The sequence below is a fragment of the Bacillus sp. JJ664 genome, assembly GCF_036962205.1.
Taxonomy (GTDB): Bacteria; Bacillota; Bacilli; order Bacillales; family Bacillaceae_G; genus Gottfriedia.
Window position 1 is genome coordinate 1 of sequence record NZ_JBALMS010000065.1, and the last position, 19,013, is coordinate 19,013.

Consider the following 19,013-nt stretch of genomic DNA (forward strand, 5'->3'; position numbering starts at 1 on the left):
TATATAAACCTCATTTCAATTAGATCGTTTAACACTATTTTACCTTGAAACAGAAATAAAATCAGTTTTTATCTGTTTCATCTCCTATACATGCACAAGGTTTGAATCAATTTCATATACTGCGATAGTCAAACCGTAAGGAGGTATGGATATGAGTGATAAAGAAAAAAACAACACTCCAGAAGAAAAGCAAAATCAGTCAGTAGACTTGCAACATTATTTAAAAAAGGTGGACGAATTAATTGATCATTCACCTATTCGTGGTTTATTTGATGAAATTGATAAATTCTTCCACAAGCATGGTGTATTTTCCTCAATAGGTGTTGATATTATCGAAAACGGGGACGAATTAGTCATTCAAGCAAGTTTGCCTGGTGTTAGTAAAGAACAGATTTATATGGATATTGAAGGTACAATTTTAACGATTGGTTTGAAAAATGATGAAACTCAAGAAGTTAAAGATGAACAATTAAATTATTCAATAAAAAAATATTCTTATAGTCAATCTCAACGTATAGTAAAGTTACCATTCCCTATAAACGCAACAACTGCTACTGCAAGCTATGAAAATGGTATGTTAGTGATTAAAGGTCAAAAACTTCCTGAATATCAAAAACAAATCTTTTTAGATTAATTAAATTAAATATGCCTATAAAAAAAGAACACCAACTAAATAATTGGTGTTCTTTTTATGAACTAATTTTTTGCAAGCTGAAAAGCAAGCTTAATAGTGTATTATTTAGTTAACTTTTCAATATCTGATAATATATCATCAAATGGGACGTTACTTACGCCGCTATATTCTTTTACAATTTTACCTTTTTGATCAATCAGATAAAATTTTGTACCATGTATTACTTGAGAGTTATTTTCTGGTTTTTTAACAATCGTTTTAAAGTTCTCAGATGCAAATGATTCGATATCTGCTTGAGAATAACCAGTTAGAAAATGCCAGCTTGATAAATCTGCATTAAATTTTTCGGAATATGTTTTTAGCGCCTTTGGCGAATCCACTTCTGGGTCAATACTGAATGATACGAAATCTACATCTAAGTTTTTTTCAGCAGCCTTCGTTTGTATTTTAGCCATGTTAGCTGTCATTGGTGGACAAACTGTTTCACAGCTTGTGAAAATCATATTACTAACCCATACTTTCCCTTTTAAGTCATCCGTACCGAAAGATTTACCTTCTTGATTTGTGTATGTAAATTTTTCTAAATCCCAATTTAATGGATTTTCAATTTTATTTCCACATCCACTTAAAAATGCTAAGCAAAGCACTAAGATCAGTGGCATCCTTACAAAATACTTTCTCATCTAATATCCCCCTAGGTCGCGTTGTACTTGTTTATTGTAACAAATGCTTATCCAGCTTTCTAACAATTTGGACGTATTTAAATAATTTTTTAAGAATTAGCGCAAGAAATTTTACAAACCAAAGGTAAAATGGTACATATGAACAAATAATCTTTTAGAAGGGATGATTGTTTATGTCAAAAAAAATATATGAGAATTATGACAAACCAGCTTATCGAAATAGCTTTAAGGATATTATTAGTTGGAGAATTGAAAGAAGTAAAAAACGAAAAGATTATAGTCAATCCATTCCTCAAATCGAAAAAAAGTTGGTTTCTTACTTAGGTAATAATAAAAGTGAAACTTCAGTTACATGGATTGGACATTCTACATTTTTAATTCAAGTAAATGGATTTAATATTATGACAGATCCAGTTTACGCAAATCAAATGGCATTTACGAAGAGATTATCAAAACCTGGAATTGAGCTTTCTGAATTACCTCAAATTGATATGATTTGTATTTCTCATGGACACTATGATCATTTGGATTTTAATACATTACGCCACTTTTCAAAAGATACAATGTTTCTTGTTCCAATTGGCCTAAAACATAAATTTACTACTCGTGGATATCAAAATGTCTTTGAAATGAGTTGGTGGGAAACAAAAATTCTTAGTGGATTAAATATTACATTTGTTCCAGCTCAACATTGGACAAAAAGAACTTTATTTGATACTAATCGATCTCATTGGGGAGGATTTGTTTTCGAAACGAAGGGTGAATGCATTTATTATGCTGGGGATAGTGGTTATTTTTCTGGCTTTAAAGAAATAGGAAAAAGATTTTCTATTGATACAGCATTAATACCAATAGGAGCATACGAACCAGAATGGTTTATGAAGCACGACCATATGTCTCCTGAGGAAGCAGTAACTGCTTTTCTAGATCTGAATGCCAATCAATTTATACCGATGCACTATGGTACGTTTAAATTAGCAGATGATACACCACAAGAAGCAATTGATCGATTACAAAAAGCTTGGAATAAAAATCATATTCCTGAAGATCAATTAACAATTGCATTACTTGGTGAAACAATTTTTCCATTGATCAATTCAATTAAAAAAGAAGAAGCCTTATTTTAGGCTTCTTTAAACGTTTACATAATTATTCTGTATAAAAAACGAATCCAATTGCTCCTTCACCAGTATGTGTACTAATAACCGGTGTCGTATAGCCAGGTTCTGGAATATGAAAACTTGTAAGTTTTTGAACTGATTCTTTTAATGAATTTGCTAATTCTGGTGCTTCGGCGTGTAAAATTGCAACACCATTTACTATTTTCCCATTCGTATCTTGTTCGAAGTATTTCGTTAAGGTTTTTACAACTTGCGAATGATTACGAACTTTTCCAACTGGAGAATAAACGCCACCCTCTAGTGAAGCAATTGGTTTAATACTTAATAATGAGCCAAGAAACGCTTTCCCTTTTCCAATTCTTCCGCCCTTAACTAAATTATCTAGTGTATCAACCATAATATATAAATACGTATTTTCCTTGATTTTTGTAAGTCTTGATACTATTTCTTCAACACTTGCATTTTGATCTGCCATTTTCGCCGCTTCAACAACTTGAAATGCCATTGCTTGTGTAATAAATGCAGAATCAATAACAGTTACATCACCATCAACCATGTTAGCTGCTGCACAAGCAGTTGAATATGTTCCACTCATACCACTTGTTAAATGGATTGATATGACTTTACTCCCATCTGCAGTTAATTTCTCATAAGTTTCTACAAATTTACCGACTGCTGGCTGTGACGTTTTTGGCAACTCATTTGATTTTTTCATTTCTTGAATAAATTGCTTTGCGGATATATCAATACCATCCAAATAAGTTTCACCATTTATTTGAATTGATAATGGAATAACATTTATATGTAAATTTTCAATATCTTCTTTTAGTAAGTCTGCCGTAGAATCAGTAACAATTTTAATTTTTGACATTTATACATCTCTCTTTTCCATCATTCTCATAATCCTAAAAAAGCAATTATCATTTTTTCAAAGTAATTTCATTATAACATTATTAATTTAACAAAACATTAATTATTAAGGTCGTTAAGGCTACATTGTCATCAATTGTTACAAATTTTTGTCTTAATTGTGTGGAGTGGCAAGAAAAACACCTAGTTCTTATGATCTAATTTACTAATTGAGTACTGATCGCTCTCAGAGAATCCTTTTGTCCAACGCTTGAAAGGCAATCATTTGCAATACTTCTCATACTTTTGGAAGTTGCTTGGGTGACTTTAGCCTTCCTAAATCATCACCTGGTTCTCGAAGCTTCCATTATAAATCAACTTCTGTCTTAAAAGTCACAAATTCACAGCCAACATTCATTTAGAAAAGAGCCTTAAAAATAAAAAAACTCGGTAAAATACCGAGTTTCAATCATTTATTTACTAGATTTTTTGTCGTCTTTGTCTTCTAATAGATCATTTGTAAGTCCTTGAGTTGAACGCTTAAATTCTTTAAGAGTTTCCCCAAAAGCTTTACCGATCTCAGGTAGTTTTTTCGGACCAAATATTATTAAAGCTAATACTAAAATTAATATTAAACCTGGAACACCTATGTTAGCCATTATTTTCCCCCAACTTCCATCCACGAATAAAAAGTAAGTACTTTTTCCTTACTTTCCTTATATAGTAATATTGTCAAAAATATTGTCGTACGTCAAATAATTTTATATAAAATTAGACATTTATAATAATATTCGTTTCCTTAGTTTACATAATAATATTATTTGATTTAAAATTAGTAATAAAGAAATATCCAATTATAGACTTTTTTCGAATTGCCTGTACTCTTCTTCAGTACCTGGTACAGTTAGTTTACCCTCTTGAATTTGATCTTTATACAAATTAACTTTTTTTAGGATGCTATCTTCAATATTTTCCTTTGCTTTAACAAGTTTAATGCCATCCTCATTCAGTCCATATAGTAATGTTTTACCACCTTGGAACTGATGATTCTTTGATTGCTTTGTAACATCATATACTACTTTATCAAATCGTTTGACGACTGAAATAAGTGTAACATTTTCTGGTAGTCCTTGTTGATATTGGTCTTGGTCTACACCAATCACCCAAACATCCTGCTTAAGCTCTTTCTTTCGATTTTTTGCTTCATTAAAGACACCTATCCCTGTTGAGCCTGCTGCTTGAAAAATGATATCTGCACCTTGATTAAAAAGATTAGCAGCTATTTTTGTTCCAATTTTAGGTTGTTCATAAGTATTTGCATTCTTCGTGAATACTTCAACATGTTGGTCGGTCATTTTCACACCAGCCAGAAATCCATATTTAAATCGGTTAATCGAATCGTTATTACTACCACCAATAAAACCTACTTTTTTCGTTTTCGTTTTCATTGCTGCAATCACTCCCGCTAAAAAACTACCTTCATTTTCTTTAAAGAGAATGCTAACCGTATTTGGTTGGTAGACTTTTGAATCAATGATTGCAAAATTGGTATGTTTATATTTTTTGGAAACATTGTTTACTGCATAATCTATGTTATAACCTGTTCCGAAAATAAGTTGGTAGTCTTTTTTAGCTAATTTTCTCAAATTTTTTTCAAGTTTATTTTCACTAGTAGAATCAATTTTTTTGTATTCTTTCTTTACACTCATATTTTCTTCTTTTGCAAATTTGGTTATACCTTCTTCCATAAATGCTTGATTAAAATATTGATCATCTATTCCATAAGTATTTGAAACAAATCCTATATTATATTTTTCTTTTGCATTATTTTTATCATCACATGCAGAGGTAGTGACTGCTAATAAAGTGATTACCACGAATGCAGTCCTCCATCTATTCATTACCTTTCACCTCATTTTTTTGTAATATTTATAGTATGAATACGAAAATCATGTTTTATGTAAAAAAAAAGTAGGAAACAGTGACTTATCAAACGAAGTCTCTGTTTCCTACTTTTTTATTTCTTTATTCAAATGTTCCTTTTACTAATATTTCCCCATTTTGTAGCATGACTCTTCCTTTTGAAATAACTGTTTCTATTTCTAAAGTCTTTTTATTAAGAAAGACAAGATCAGCATCATAACCTTCATTGATTTGTCCTTTATTTTGTAATTTTAAAATTCTAGCTGGATTACTCGTAATGACCTTTAACGCTTCCTCTAGTGGTATGCCTTCGTTTATAATAGCGTCTTTTACTTCTTGATATAAACTATTTACTCTACCAATCTTCATGCCGCGTAATACACCATACTCATCAAAATCTGGCAGGCTTGCTTGGCCATCTGAAGTAAATGTTATTTGTTCAATATTTACACCACTATTCAGCATACGTTTTAATCCAACGCTACATTTTACTTCTCCATTTTCAATGAAGTGTGGAATTGTACTCGTTGTAAAATCAACGAATCCACCTTTTTTTGCATATTGAATACCCGCTTCAAATAAATAGCTGTTTCGATTTATATGTGTTGGATAAAACTGAGTAATTGGTAATTCAGTTTCGTCTATAATCTCTTCAATCATAGAAAGCATAGATTTACTATCTCCAATATGTAAATTAACGACCCCTGATTTTCCAGATAGTAAGCCACCATTTCGTGCCTCAGCTGCTATTCTAGCCAATTCATGTTTCGTTGGCTGCGAAGATCGATGATCAGAAATAGCTATTTCTCCTACCCCTATTATTTTGTCAATTAATATTATATCCTCTTCAATTTTAGAGAAAAGTGTTTTCACAGGTGTTTGGTAAGAGCCCGTATAAACAAATGAAGTAATACCTTCTTCTTCTAAAGCTCTACATTTTGCTAAAAGACTAGGCATTGTACGGGTTGTCCCATCAGTTCCAAGAACACCAATTACTGTCGTAATACCACTTTTAATACAATCTGAAAGTAATAGCTCTGGTGTTCTAGTTTTAAATCCCCCTTCACCGCCTCCACCTATTAAATGAACATGTGAATCGATAAAGCCAGGCACAATATAACAATTTGCTGCATCCAATATTTGTATAGGCAATGATGTATTTTCAAGGACCATTCCTTTTTGTATAAACGCAATTTTATCATTGGAAACGAAAATATCTTGCTCGCCTTTTGCTGTCGGTGAGTACACTACACCATTTTTTATTAGAATCATAGCATCCTCCGAATTGTTATAATTGTTTGATTTTAGGTTATCATATTTAAATGATAAAATGTTATAGAAATTCAATCGGACAACTACTAGGAACTGCTGCTTATTTGAAGGAACTTGTTAGCACATTTGTTTTAGGAGGCTATTTTATGAATAGAGAACTGAAAGAAGAAATAGCAAATGCAATCACTCATGGAATTGGCGCAATATTAAGTATTCCCGCTTTGATATTATTAATCATAAAAGCAATTAATTATGGTAGTGCTTGGCATATTGTTTCCTTTACGATTTTTGGAGCAACTATGCTTTTACTTTATATTTGCTCTACACTTCTTCATAGCATTCGTCATCCTAATATGGTACGGATCTTTACAATATTAGACCACTCAGCAATCTATTTGCTAATCGCTGGCACATATACGCCTTTTTTACTAGTTACATTGAGAGGTACAATAGGCTGGACCTTATTTTCTATCATTTGGACGTTAGCTGTTTCAGGTGTCTTTTTTAAATTTATTTTTGTTGATCGTTTTGAATTAATGTCAACTATCGTTTACTTAATAATGGGCTGGCTCATCATTTTTGCAATTAAACCAATATATGATGGAATAACAGGTGACGGATTTTTTTATTTATTATTAGGTGGATTATTATATTCGGTGGGATCAATCTTTTTTCTCGCAAAAAAAATACCTTATAGTCATGCAATTTGGCATCTTTTTGTATTATTTGGAAGTGCATCGATGTATATATGTGTGTTTAAGTTTGTAGTATAAAATAATCTCATTTTAAAATAATGTGTTCAATTTAATTAGAAAACATAAATAGATTTATGGTGGAGATGCAATTCGAATATGAATTAGCATCTCCTTATTTTTTGCTTTAGTAAAAACACGATCAGGAAACACAGCAAGAAACAAATGCTTCCAACTGTTTATTATGTGATTTATATGGATTTTCATAATGATATTAAACTATTGTGTGTGTTAAAACGTGTGGCTTTTTCGATGGAATCATTTGGGGAATCGACTTTATTTTGAAAGGGTCTAATTATGTTTTTATATCTCTTCCTAAGTTAATTATACCATGTAAAAAAAAGTTAATATAGACTGTTTATTCTCATTTTCTACTGCTAAAATCAATAGAACATAAATGGTTAGGAGAGATGTTGAATGAGTTCTTTGGTACTTGGTTTTCAAGAGATTCAAAATAAACAACTTTTGCTTGTTGGGGGTAAAGGGTTAAATTTAGGGGAATTATCAAAAATTCCAGGAATACAAGTACCAGAAGGATTTTGTATTACAACTGTAGGATATCAAAAAGCCATCGAACAAAACGAATCGTACCATGTTTTGTTGGATCAATTATCATTTCTAAAAATAGAAGATCGAGATCAAATTGGTGAAATCAGCAGTCAGATTCGACAAGTCATTTTGGAAATAGAGATCCCCTCAAATATTGTGAATGAAGTTACTAACTATCTCTCCCAGTATGGTGAAGAGCTTGCTTATGCAGTGCGTTCTAGTGCGACAGCTGAAGATTTACCACATGCCTCATTTGCTGGACAGCAAGACACCTATTTAAATATTTTCGGTAAAGAAGCAATCTTACAGCATATTAGCAAATGTTGGGCTTCACTATTTACTGACCGCGCGGTAATCTACAGAATGCAAAACGGATTTGACCACAAACAAGTTTTTTTATCCGTTATCATTCAAAGAATGGTTTTCCCAAAGGCTTCTGGCATTTTATTTACCGCTGACCCAATTACTTCTAACCGTAAGCTACTATCAATTGATGCCAGCTTTGGACTAGGCGAAGCACTGGTCTCAGGCTTGGTATCTGCGGATTGTTATAAAGTACAGCAAGATGAAATCGTCAGTAAGATGATTGCAAACAAAAAATTGGCTATTTATGCTCGTAAAGAAGGTGGGACAGAGACACAGCAGATCGCCCCTGAACTCCAAAAGTCTCAAACACTTTCTGAACCACAAATTCTTCAACTGGCACGTTTAGGAAGACAGATTGAAGCTTATTTTGGTTCCCCTCAAGATATTGAATGGTGCTTAGTTGATGATACATTTTATATTGTTCAAAGTCGGCCAATTACTACTTTATACCCAATCCCTGAACCAAGTGATCAAGAAAATCATGTTTATGTATCTGTCGGCCACCAACAAATGATGACAGACCCCTTAAAACCTTTGGGTATGTCTATATACCAGTTAACATCTTTTGGTCCGAGGTTTAAAGCTGGTGGAAGGTTGTTTGTTGATGTCACACACATGTTGGCTTCACCTGACAATAGAGAAAAGTTTTTAGATACTATGGGACAACATGATCCGCTAATGAAAGACGCTATTATGACCATAGTAGACCGAAAAAATTTCATAAAATCTTTTCCAAATAAGCAAGAACAGAGTTCCAATAAAAATGTTCCTTCCGCTGATTCACAAGTACCACTCGAGAATAATTCGACCATTGTGTCTGAATTGATTCATAAGAATCAAGCATCAATAGAGGAATTAAAACAAAACATCCAAACGAAATCTGGTTCAGATTTAATAGTATTTATAAAAGAGGATATTCAACAATTAAAGAAGATTTTATTTGATCCACAAAGTACAGCTGTATTTATGGCTGCTATAAATGCTTCAACATGGATTAATGAAAAAATGAACGAGTGGTTAGGTGAAAAAAACGTAGCGGATACGCTTTCTCAATCTGTACCAAACAATATTACATCGGAAATGGGATTAGCTTTATTGGATGTTGCAGATGTGATTCGCCCTTATCCGGAGGTCATTCATTATTTACAACAAGTGAAAAATGATAATTTCTTAGATGAATTACTTAATTTTGAAGGCGGACAAAAAATCCAAGATGCTATTTTGGTTTATCTAGGTAAATACGGAATGCGTTGTAGTGGTGAAATCGATATTTCTAAAACGCGTTGGAGTGAAAAACCAATTACACTTGTCCCTTTGATTCTCAATAACATCAAAAACTTTGAACCTAATACAAGTAAACGGATTTTTGAACAAGGACGAAAAGAGGCTTTTGAGAAAGAGCAAGAGTTAATAGAACGATTGAAGCAACTACCAGATGGTGATCTAAAAGCCAAAGAGGCAAATGAAAAAATCAGCCTAATCCGGAATTTCATTGGTTATCGCGAATATCCAAAATACGGTATGATTAATCGCTACTTTGTTTATAAACAATCTTTACTGAAGGAAGCCAAACAACTCTTTCACACCAATGTAGTTCATGAAATAGAAGATATATTTTATCTCACTCTTGAAGAACTTCAAGAAGTCTTACGTACAAATAAACTGGATTATCAAATCATTACCAAACGAAAAGAGGAGTATAAATTATATGAGAAACTGACTCCCCCGCGTGTGATTACGTCCGATGGAGAAATTATTACTGGTGCTTACAAACGAGAGAATCTCCCTGACGAAGCAATTGTCGGTCTACCTGTTTCTTCTGGAATAATTGAAGGACGTGCACGTGTCATTTTAAACATGGAAGATGCTGATCTGAAGGATGGAGATATTTTAGTCACCACATTTACTGACCCTAGCTGGACACCATTGTTTGTGTCGATAAAAGGACTAATCACAGAGGTTGGTGGTCTAATGACCCATGGAGCAGTTATCGCCCGTGAATACGGCTTACCAGCAGTTGTTGGTGTAGAAAATGCTACTAAAATGATAAAAGACGGTCAAAGAATTCGTGTGAATGGTACAGATGGTTATATCGAAATATTGTAACTTTAAATAAATCCAGAATAAAATAGTAGCACTGCTCCAAAAGTTATTCAAAGGCTGTGCATGTAATTAACGTATATGATTATTTCCAAAAGAACTGAGTATGAAAAATAAAGGGCATTGCCAACTGGCAATGCCTTTACTTCATAATCAAAATATTAGCAATGTTACTAAATCTATTGAAAAATGTATTTAATTTAAAGTTTTTCACTCAAGCGAAACCGAGTAACGATAGGTATTTTTAATTATTGTTCTATTATATCTTTTATATAGTTTGTTAGTTCCTTTGCATCTTTCATACCGATTTGTTCAGGATAAACTGGTGGGAACACTTTCAAAGTAACATTAGCGGGTTTAATTCTATTACCATTTGCCTCTAAAATATTGTAAGTTCCTTCGATTCTTATAGGGATTACAGGAACGCCTGATTTTGTAGCTAGATGAAGGCTACCTGACTTAAATTCCCCCATTTGACTTCCTTTACTTCTTGTACCTTCAGGGAAAATGACTAATGAATGGCCATTTTTCAATTTTTCTACACCGTCTTTTATCGCCATTAATGATTGTCTACGATCACTTCTATCCATAAAAACGCAATGCATTTGTTCCATCCAATGTGGAACGATCGGTAATTTTGTTATTTCCTTTTTTGCAATAAAGCCGATTGGTTTATTTAAATAACCTAATAGTAAAGGAATATCAAAATTACTCTGATGATTACTTACAAATAAAACTGACTGGTCCTTTGGAATATTTTCTAATCCTTCGACCGTAACTTTACTACCTGTGCATCCGATCATCATTTTTCCAAAATAATCTGGGAATTCGTGCATTTTTCGATCTCTTTCATGTACAGGTAACTCTTTTGGTAATTTTTTAACTGCTGGTAATTTAAGCTTAGCCTCTATCACACCAGCGACGATACGCGTTGCAGCATATATTGTGCGAAACATATTATTCCTCCGTAAATTGAATATGTTAACTATTATACAAAATGCACCAACACTTGAAAAGCATTTACCATTTTATACTGAATTTACATAAAAAAATATAAAAAGGAATCGGCTTTTACAACCGATTCCCTTTAAATAAATTATCTTTAGTTTGAAACTTTAACCGCACTAAAATCTCTTGCTACTACTTTTGCTTTTTCGATTGCGTCAGCTTTAATATCAGCTGCTTTGTCTGGCATTGCTGCCATTCCTTCAACGAAAAGTGTTGTTACATCAGATACACCAACAAAGTTTAATGCATTTTTTAAGAATGAGCTACTGAAGTCGATTGCTGCTCCAGGACCTTCTGAATAAACACCACCACTAGCTTGAATGTGTAATGCTTTTTTGTTTTCTAATAATCCGATTGGACCATTTTCAGTATATTTAAAAGTTTGGCCAGCAACAGTAAAGTTATCGATAAAGTTTTTCACAACAGCTGGGAAACTAAAGTTCCATAATGGTGTTACGAATACATATTCGTCAGCTTGTGAGAATAACTCAAGATTTTTTCCCATTGCCGCAATCTTTTCTTGTTGTTCAGCACTTAGATCTCCAAAAGCAGTACCGCTTCCTAATTTACCCCATGCGTCTAAAACTGATCCATCAATCATTGGAACATTTTCTTTAAATAAGTCAAAGTGAACAACCTCATGTGTAGGATTCACTTGTTTGTATTCATTAATAAATGCTTCCCCAACAGATAAACCAAATGAATTTTCAATCGCATTTGGATTTGCAGTAATGTAAAGTAATTTTGTCATATTATTCTTCCTCTCAGTTTCGTTTATCTTTAATTCGAGATATATTACAGAAAATAAAGGGACGTTTAAATCCCTTATCCTCATAATAATATCTTTAATTCAAGATGTCAACAGTTTTTCATAAACAAAATATGTAAACTTTATTTTTGATTTTTCATCAATTTGTTCTTCAGATCTTGATTTGATAATCCAGTCATTTCTGTTGAACTCAGGAAAGAAAGTATCACCTTCAAATTGATGGTGAATTTCAGTTATATATAATGTATCAAAATAGGGAAAAGCCATATTAAATAATTCTGCCCCACCAATTACAAATAGCACTTCTTCCTTATGTTCGTTCAAATATTCTTGTAGATTATTGATTACTGTTACTCCTTTTGCTTCATAATCTGACTGTCTAGTGACAACGACATTTTTACGATTTGGAAGTGGTCGCCCAATTGATTCATATGTTTTTCTACCCATGATAATCGTATGACCAGTTGTTATTTGTTTAAAGTACTTCAATTCCTGAGGTAAATGCCAAGGTAAATCATTATTAATACCAATGACATTACCTTCACTCATAGCAACAATTGCAGCAATCATACACTAACAGCCCCTTTAATAGCCGGATGAGAATCATAATCTTCTAATGAAAAATCTTCAAATGTAAAGTCAAAAATATTTCTGATTTCAGGATTAATCTTCATTTTTGGTAGGCTCTTTGGCTCTCTAGTTAGTTGTAAATTAATTTGTTCAAGGTGATTCGTATAAATATGTGCATCTCCAAAAGTATGAACAAAATCACCTAATTCTAAATCACATACTTGCGCAATCATCATTGTTAAAAGAGCGTAAGAAGCAATATTAAATGGTACTCCTAGAAAGATATCCGCAGAACGTTGATATAGTTGACATGAAAGCTTGCCGTCATTTACATAAAATTGAAAGAAGCAATGACAAGGTGCTAAAGCCATTTTATCAAGCTCACCTACATTCCAAGCTGACACAATTAGTCTTCTTGAATCTGGATTCGTTTTAATTTGTTCAATTACTTCTGAAATTTGGTCAGTTGTTGATCCATCAATCGATTGCCATGATCTCCATTGGTGACCATAGACAGGGCCTAATTCTCCGTTTTCATCAGCCCACTCATTCCATATTCTCACGCCATTTTCTTGCAAATAGTGAATATTGGTTTCACCTTTCAAAAACCATAATAACTCATGAATGATTGATTTTAAATGAACCTTTTTTGTAGTGACTAAAGGAAAGCCTTCTTGGAGGTTAAAACGAATTTGATAACCGAATGTACTAATCGTACCTGTTCCAGTTCGGTCTGTTTTTGTCATTCCATTATCTAGTACATGTTTACATAATTCTAAGTATTGCTTCATATTGACCCTCCTAAGCATTTTAAACTTTCGATGAACTATATTTATTTTAAAGGTTTCAAAAGCTTTTTTCTAATCATTTTTCAATGAAACCAAAATGAAATTCAGAAGACTTTCGAATTAATTGTGTAAATCCATATTTTTTAAAACGTTCGCTTTTAAAATGATCCTTTAATACAACTCTTTTTCTGGCTACTCTTTTCGCTTGTTCAATGACTTCATACGTCAAATCATCATAGTTTGCTAGTAATTTCAACCCAGCAATTCCGCTTGAAGCTTCAATATTCGTTTCAAACATCGGGTCAAAATATACAACATCAAACGAATCATCAGCTAAATTTGCCAAATAACTTTTATAATCGATATTTTCAACAGTAATTCGATTGGTAATCCTCGTCCATTCTGAGATATTTTGTTGATTTGATTGGAGTCCTTTTGAAGTCAAATATGCAATAATTGGGCTTTTTTCTAGTCCTACTACAACTCCAGAATCGCCTACTATAAAACTCCCTACAATACTATCTGAAGCCATCCCTAGTGTACAATCGAGTAATGAATCACCCTTTAATAACAAACTAGCATTACAAAAAGGATCATGTTCCCCTTTTAAGAGTCTTCTAATTCTAAAAACTGAAGAATTAGGATGGAAGAAAAATGGTGCAGATTGTCCCTTTTCATACCATTCTAGTCTCTTCTTTCCTACGACAAGTATTGGCTCGTTCCACTTATCGTATAGTTCTTCTAAGCTAAATTCTTTTCTGGCTACTGTTTTACTATGCAAATCTGTTGCAATTTCCTGTGCTTGTTTCGTTAGTAATGAAGTTGGTCTTAGGCAAGTTGTTACGATCATATGTCTCCTTACATTAAGAAAAAAGAGGAAATTTCCTCTTTTTTTACATTTGGCTAAATATTGACTGAATTCTTGCTTTGATGTCTTCTGGGCTAGAACCTTCGATTTGTTCTCTTGGGATGAAGCCTACTACTTCTCTACCTTTAAAAACTGCCATTGAAGGTGAAGATGGTGCAAAATCAGCTAAATATTCTCTCAGTGTTGATGTTGCTTCTTTATCTTGTCCCGCAAAAACAGTCATAACATGTGCTGGCTTTTTTTCTGAGTCTAAAAGCGCTTGAACTGCAGAGGGTCTTGCTAATCCAGCAGCACATCCACATACAGAATTAATGACGAAAAAAGCTGTATCCTCTAAATTATTCATAAATGATTCTACTTCTTCTCCAGATGTTAGCTCAGTAAAACCGTTTGAAGTTAATTCTTCTCTCATTGGTTTTACGATACCTTTCATATACTCATCGTATGCATTCATTGTTTTATTCCCCTTTATTATTTTCAGATTTCATTTTTTCTGTCATTTGTTTCCAAACAGATCCTAAAGCTTCTTCACCATTCTCTATTCGATGTAAAGCAAGTTGAACTTGTAATTTCACTTCAAATTCTGGATCATCTATTGCTTCTTTCAAAGCAGGGATGGCACTTTCATCTCCGACTTCGAATAAAAACATTGCTGCACGCCATCTTACTAATTTACTAGGATCTTTTAAAGCCTCAATCATTGCAGGTGTAGCCTCTTCAAATCCTAAATCAGACAAGCAGTCTCCTGCAATTCGTCTAACACCTACAGCTTTATCCTTTAATGCTTCATATAAATAAGGTAAGACTAATTCTGATTTTATCATACCTAGATATGCTGTTGCTAACCTTCTGATTGAAACATGTTCGTCTTTTAATGCGATTTCTAGAAGTGGCAAATCTTCTATTGTTGGATTCACTTTTACAAAACGTGCATATCTCTTTTTCCAGTCTGTTTCACTAAAAATATCCATCGTAAATGGTTCGAATTTTGGAGCTTCAATGTTTTCTTTTACTGCTGTTTCACTATTCATAACTTCATTTACAATTGTTTGTATATCTTGTTCTGTATGAGTAGCTGTTAATTCGTCAATTATTTCTTTTTCAATCGTAGATAACTCACCATATCGAATACCATAGTCTACCCATTGTCTTTCAAATACGACATTAGATGCCGCTGAAGTGAGCTTCATGATTGCTTCTTTATAAAATGGAGGTAATGCAGCTCTTTGTTCTTCTCCATTTACAATTAGTTTTAATTGCATAGGAATATTATGATACATTTGTACGAATACTTGAACTTCTCCAAAATGAGAATCTATTTGATGTTCATCCTCAATTTTTGTGTCATTCACCTCTTCACCAAATACATTGCGTACTTGTTGTAATATATTTTGCCAATTTGCATTTGATTTTCTATCGATTGCTAAAAAATCAGATACATGGTATACACTTTTAACGCCGTCAATTGATAATATATCTTTAATAATTTCCGGTGCTTTATCTACATTCTCTAAGGAATAATGATTCCTACTACCAGATGGTAATTCTTCATCTAGTAACACCTTCATCGTATTTGGACTAGGTGTTGGTTCAATTGATTTAATCTTCATCGTGATCTCCTCTTCTTGTTTTCATTATCATCATCTTATCAAAAAGAGGAGAAACTCACTATTGTAATGCATTCACAAATTGTTCAAATTCAGAAGCATTTGAATTGCTTACATTTTGAGCTGTCTCATCAAATTGACTTGTTATTAGGTGAACATTCTCAGCAATTACTTCAGTTACGAAAACTTGTTTATCCTGCTCGTTAACATAACTTGAAGTTTTTAAAATACCTTCAACTGAAACTTCCATACCCTTTTTACCTTTTTTTACAACATATTCCGCTGTCTGACCCCATAACTTAATGGAAACATAATTCGTTATGTTTTTTTTCCTATGAGCATTGTATGTTGTTGTAGCAATACTAATAAAAGATGATTTCCTTCCACTATTAGTAGTTTGTAACATTGGTGTTTTAGTTAATCTTCCTAAAATGACAACATGATTAATCATTATGACCATCTCCTCTTTTTTTTTACTACAATACACTTTTAAACGTAGCTCGTAAAAACATGGAAATGGCCATTTAAATAATATTATTTAACAAATTTTACAATTTAAAAGGTAAAAACAAATCTGTTAAAGACAATTGGCATTTCAAAAATCATATTTCACCTTATTTCAAACTTTCTACTAAATCACTTAAAACGGACCATCGCTCCATTTTATTTTCAAGTTGTCCTTCTTTTTCTTCAATTTCTTTTGATAGTTTAAATGCTTCTTCAAAGTTTGAGCCGACCTCTAACAACTTTTCATTTAGTTTTTCGATTTCACTTTCTAAGTTCTCGATGTCAGATTCTATACTATCCCATTCTTTTTGCTCTTGATATGTTAAGCGCTTTTTCTTCTGTTCTTTTTGATAAACTGGTTTTTCAACGATTGATTTTTCTATTTGGATTTCTTTTGCTTCAATTGTTTTTCGTTCTAAATATTCAGTATAGCTCTCTAACGTTGAAGAAACTTTCCCGTTACCTTCAAAAATTAGTAGTTTATTTGTGACTTTATCTAAGAAATAACGATCATGTGAAACGGTTATAACAACCCCATTAAAGTTTTCTATATAATCTTCAAGTACTGTTAATGTATCAATATCTAAATCATTTGTTGGCTCGTCTAGTAATAATACATTGGGTGCTGTCATTAATAGTTTTAATAAATATAGTCTTCTTTTTTCTCCACCAGAAAGCTTACCAATTTGAACACCGTGTGAGTGAGTTGGAAAAAGAAAGGTTTCTAGCATTTGCGATGCAGATATTGTTTTACCATCTGGTGTATAAATCACTTCTGCTTCTTCCTTAATATAATCAATTACTCTCATTGTTGGTGATTGAACCTCTTGAATTTGAGAATAGTAAGCTACTTTTACTGTCTGACCTGTTTCAATTTCACCATCATCAACTTTTTCTTTACCAATTAACATTTTTAGCAGTGTTGTTTTACCTGCACCGTTTTCACCAATAATTCCAATATGATCATTTTGAATTAATAATAGATTAAAATGATCTAAGATCTTTTTCTCATCAAATGATTTACTAACATCTTTAAACTCAACAACTTTTTTCCCTAATCGAGTTTGCTTGAAGTTCATTTCTAATTCGACTTGCTCTTGTTGACCCATTTTACCTGATATGTCTTCAAATCTTTGAATTCTAGCTTTTTGTTTAGTTGTTCTTGCTTTTGCACCTCTACGCATCCAAGCAAGCTCTCGTCTGAATAAGTTGTTTCTTTTCTCATTTGTTGCAGCTTCCTGTTCTTCTCTAGCCGCTCTTTGTTCAATGTAGTACTGATAGTTTCCTTCATAGCGATAGATATTCCCATTAGATAACTCTAAAAGAGCAGTTGTCACTTCGTCTAAGAAATAACGATCATGTGTTACGAATAAAACAGCATTCTGAAGTCTCTTGATGTATTCTTGTAAAAATACTATACATTCATAGTCTAAATGGTTTGTAGGCTCGTCTAGTATCAGTAAATCACAAGGATGAATTAAAGCTTTCGCTAGTGCTACTCTTTTTTTCTGACCACCAGAAAGTAAAGTTACATCTATGTTTAAATCGTTCAAGCCAAGTTTTGATAAGATTGTCTTTGCATTCGCTTCTAAATCCCACGCATTTTTCGAATCCATTTCTGCCTGCAATGTTAATAACTCATTTTGTAGTGTATCATTTAATGGATCAGCTTGTAATTTTTGAAGAGTTTTTTCATAATTTTTTACTAAAATCATGATTTTATCTTCACTTTCAAAAACAGCCTCTAAAATGGTTTGATTTTTATCAAAATCCTCGTGCTGTGGTAAATAGCTTATTACATAATCTTTTGGTGTAATGATTTTCCCATCATCTGCTGATTCAGTACCAGCAATAATTTGTAATAAGCTTGACTTACCGGTTCCATTAACACCTAATAATCCGATTTTTTGCCCTTCACTTACGGTAAATGAAATTTCATTAAATAAGGTTTTTTCGCCGTACGTTTTCATTAAATTTTCTACACTTAATATTTTCATTTTGTAAAATTCCACTCTTTCATAAATTGTTCAATGAAATTCTCCACGTATGAATGTCTTTCTTTTGCCATCTCATAAGCACTGGGCGTATTCATTAATTCTTTTAATTTTAATATCTTTTCATAAAAATGATGAAGAGACGAACTTTGATCACTTCTATATTCTTCTAAAGTCATATTTTCTCTAATTTCAAAGTTAGGATTAAACATGCTACGATTCTTTTTGCCACCATAAGCAAATGTTCTCGCAACTCCAATTGCCCCTATTGCATCTAGTCGATCTGCATCTTGGACAATCCTTCCTTCAATTGTAGTTGGTATGACGCCATTTCCACCTTTAAATGAAATGTTTTCTATTATGTAAATAATTTCTTTGACTTGATCACTATTCTGTAAAAGATTAGAGAGTGTTTCAACTAATTGCTCCTTCTGACTGATTAGGTCAGTGTGAAGCTTATCATCAATCACATCATGTACGAGTGCTGCACATTCAACGATAAATGCATCTGCTTTTTCTTTACGTGCTAAGTGTACAGCTAAATTTCTAACACGGTCGATATGATACCAATCATGACCACTACTATCTCCGCTATGTATATTTCGTACATAATTTTCTAAGTTGGATATAATTTGTTGCTGTTTCATTCTTTG

Annotated in this window: 19 protein-coding genes; 4 read left to right on the forward strand and 15 right to left on the reverse strand. The window is 32.6% G+C overall.

Annotated features, from left to right (window positions below):
* The first annotated feature begins 151 nt into the window (after positions 1-151).
* Positions 152-634, forward strand: a complete 483-nt coding sequence (locus V7056_RS11980) for an Hsp20/alpha crystallin family protein (RefSeq protein WP_499702211.1) — start codon at positions 152-154, stop codon at positions 632-634.
* A 101-nt stretch (positions 635-735) separates the two neighbouring features.
* Here the strand turns inward: V7056_RS11980 and V7056_RS11985 are convergent, their stop codons facing one another.
* Positions 736-1,317, reverse strand: a complete 582-nt coding sequence (locus V7056_RS11985) for an SCO family protein (protein ID WP_499702213.1) — start codon at positions 1,315-1,317, stop codon at positions 736-738.
* 173 nt (positions 1,318-1,490) lie between these two features.
* On the opposite strand from V7056_RS11985, the gene V7056_RS11990 reads away from it, so the two are divergent.
* Positions 1,491-2,444 carry an MBL fold metallo-hydrolase gene (locus V7056_RS11990; RefSeq protein WP_499702215.1) on the forward strand — a complete coding sequence of 318 codons (954 nt, stop codon included), beginning with the start codon at positions 1,491-1,493 and terminating at the stop codon, positions 2,442-2,444.
* A gap of 22 nt (positions 2,445-2,466) precedes the next feature.
* Here V7056_RS11990 and V7056_RS11995 read toward each other — a convergent pair whose 3' ends face one another.
* The 4 genes from V7056_RS11995 to iadA all read right to left on the reverse strand — a co-directional run bounded on the left by V7056_RS11995 (position 2,467) and on the right by iadA (position 6,482).
* Positions 2,467-3,309, reverse strand: a complete 843-nt coding sequence (locus V7056_RS11995) for a DegV family protein (protein WP_499702217.1) — start codon at positions 3,307-3,309, stop codon at positions 2,467-2,469.
* A 451-nt stretch (positions 3,310-3,760) separates the two neighbouring features.
* A complete protein-coding gene (tatA, locus tag V7056_RS12000; RefSeq protein ID WP_087999578.1) occupies positions 3,761-3,949 on the reverse strand; it encodes a twin-arginine translocase TatA/TatE family subunit in 189 nt (62 codons plus the stop codon).
* A 192-nt stretch (positions 3,950-4,141) separates the two neighbouring features.
* Complete coding sequence (locus V7056_RS12005; protein WP_499702219.1) at positions 4,142-5,188, reverse strand: BMP family lipoprotein; 1,047 nt, start codon at positions 5,186-5,188, stop codon at positions 4,142-4,144.
* A 124-nt stretch (positions 5,189-5,312) separates the two neighbouring features.
* Positions 5,313-6,482, reverse strand: coding sequence for a beta-aspartyl-peptidase (gene iadA, locus V7056_RS12010; RefSeq protein WP_499702221.1), 1,170 nt, complete (start codon positions 6,480-6,482; stop codon positions 5,313-5,315).
* 146 nt (positions 6,483-6,628) lie between these two features.
* Here iadA and trhA point away from each other — a divergent pair, with 146 nt between their 5' ends.
* Positions 6,629-7,255: a PAQR family membrane homeostasis protein TrhA gene (trhA, locus tag V7056_RS12015; RefSeq protein WP_499702223.1), complete on the forward strand. Its 627-nt coding sequence runs from the start codon at positions 6,629-6,631 to the stop codon at positions 7,253-7,255.
* Between the two features lie 396 nt (positions 7,256-7,651).
* Positions 7,652-10,255 carry a phosphoenolpyruvate synthase gene (ppsA, locus tag V7056_RS12020; RefSeq protein ID WP_499702225.1) on the forward strand — a complete coding sequence of 868 codons (2,604 nt, stop codon included), beginning with the start codon at positions 7,652-7,654 and terminating at the stop codon, positions 10,253-10,255.
* Between the two features lie 242 nt (positions 10,256-10,497).
* Here the strand turns inward: ppsA and V7056_RS12025 are convergent, their stop codons facing one another.
* From V7056_RS12025 to V7056_RS12070, 10 genes are all read right to left on the reverse strand, one after another.
* Positions 10,498-11,205, reverse strand: coding sequence for a lysophospholipid acyltransferase family protein (locus V7056_RS12025; protein ID WP_499702227.1), 708 nt, complete (start codon positions 11,203-11,205; stop codon positions 10,498-10,500).
* Positions 11,206-11,351: 146 nt separating this feature from the next.
* On the reverse strand, positions 11,352-12,008 hold the full coding sequence (locus V7056_RS12030) for an FMN-dependent NADH-azoreductase (protein ID WP_499702229.1): 657 nt from the start codon (positions 12,006-12,008) through the stop codon (positions 11,352-11,354).
* Between the two features lie 99 nt (positions 12,009-12,107).
* On the reverse strand, positions 12,108-12,596 hold the full coding sequence (locus tag V7056_RS12035; protein WP_499702231.1) for a dihydrofolate reductase: 489 nt from the start codon (positions 12,594-12,596) through the stop codon (positions 12,108-12,110).
* On the reverse strand, positions 12,593-13,387 hold the full coding sequence (locus tag V7056_RS12040; protein ID WP_499702233.1) for a thymidylate synthase: 795 nt from the start codon (positions 13,385-13,387) through the stop codon (positions 12,593-12,595). The genes V7056_RS12035 and V7056_RS12040 overlap by 4 nt, the downstream gene beginning before the upstream one ends.
* Positions 13,388-13,460: 73 nt before the next feature.
* Positions 13,461-14,234, reverse strand: coding sequence for a class I SAM-dependent methyltransferase (locus tag V7056_RS12045; protein WP_499702235.1), 774 nt, complete (start codon positions 14,232-14,234; stop codon positions 13,461-13,463).
* 43 nt (positions 14,235-14,277) lie between these two features.
* The gene (locus V7056_RS12050; RefSeq protein ID WP_499702236.1) at positions 14,278-14,706 is read right to left on the reverse strand and encodes a BrxA/BrxB family bacilliredoxin; all 429 of its coding nucleotides are present in this window, start codon (positions 14,704-14,706) and stop codon (positions 14,278-14,280) included.
* Between the two features lie 4 nt (positions 14,707-14,710).
* Complete coding sequence (locus tag V7056_RS12055) at positions 14,711-15,862, reverse strand: conserved virulence factor C family protein (protein ID WP_499702238.1); 1,152 nt, start codon at positions 15,860-15,862, stop codon at positions 14,711-14,713.
* A 58-nt stretch (positions 15,863-15,920) separates the two neighbouring features.
* Positions 15,921-16,310 carry a single-stranded DNA-binding protein gene (locus V7056_RS12060; protein WP_499702240.1) on the reverse strand — a complete coding sequence of 130 codons (390 nt, stop codon included), beginning with the start codon at positions 16,308-16,310 and terminating at the stop codon, positions 15,921-15,923.
* Between the two features lie 163 nt (positions 16,311-16,473).
* Positions 16,474-18,363, reverse strand: a complete 1,890-nt coding sequence (locus V7056_RS12065; protein ID WP_499702241.1) for an ABC-F family ATP-binding cassette domain-containing protein — start codon at positions 18,361-18,363, stop codon at positions 16,474-16,476.
* Entirely contained in the window at positions 18,360-19,007 is a 648-nt protein-coding gene (locus tag V7056_RS12070; protein WP_499702245.1) for an HD domain-containing protein, read from the reverse strand. The genes V7056_RS12065 and V7056_RS12070 overlap by 4 nt, the downstream gene beginning before the upstream one ends.
* Positions 19,008-19,013 lie beyond the last annotated feature (6 nt).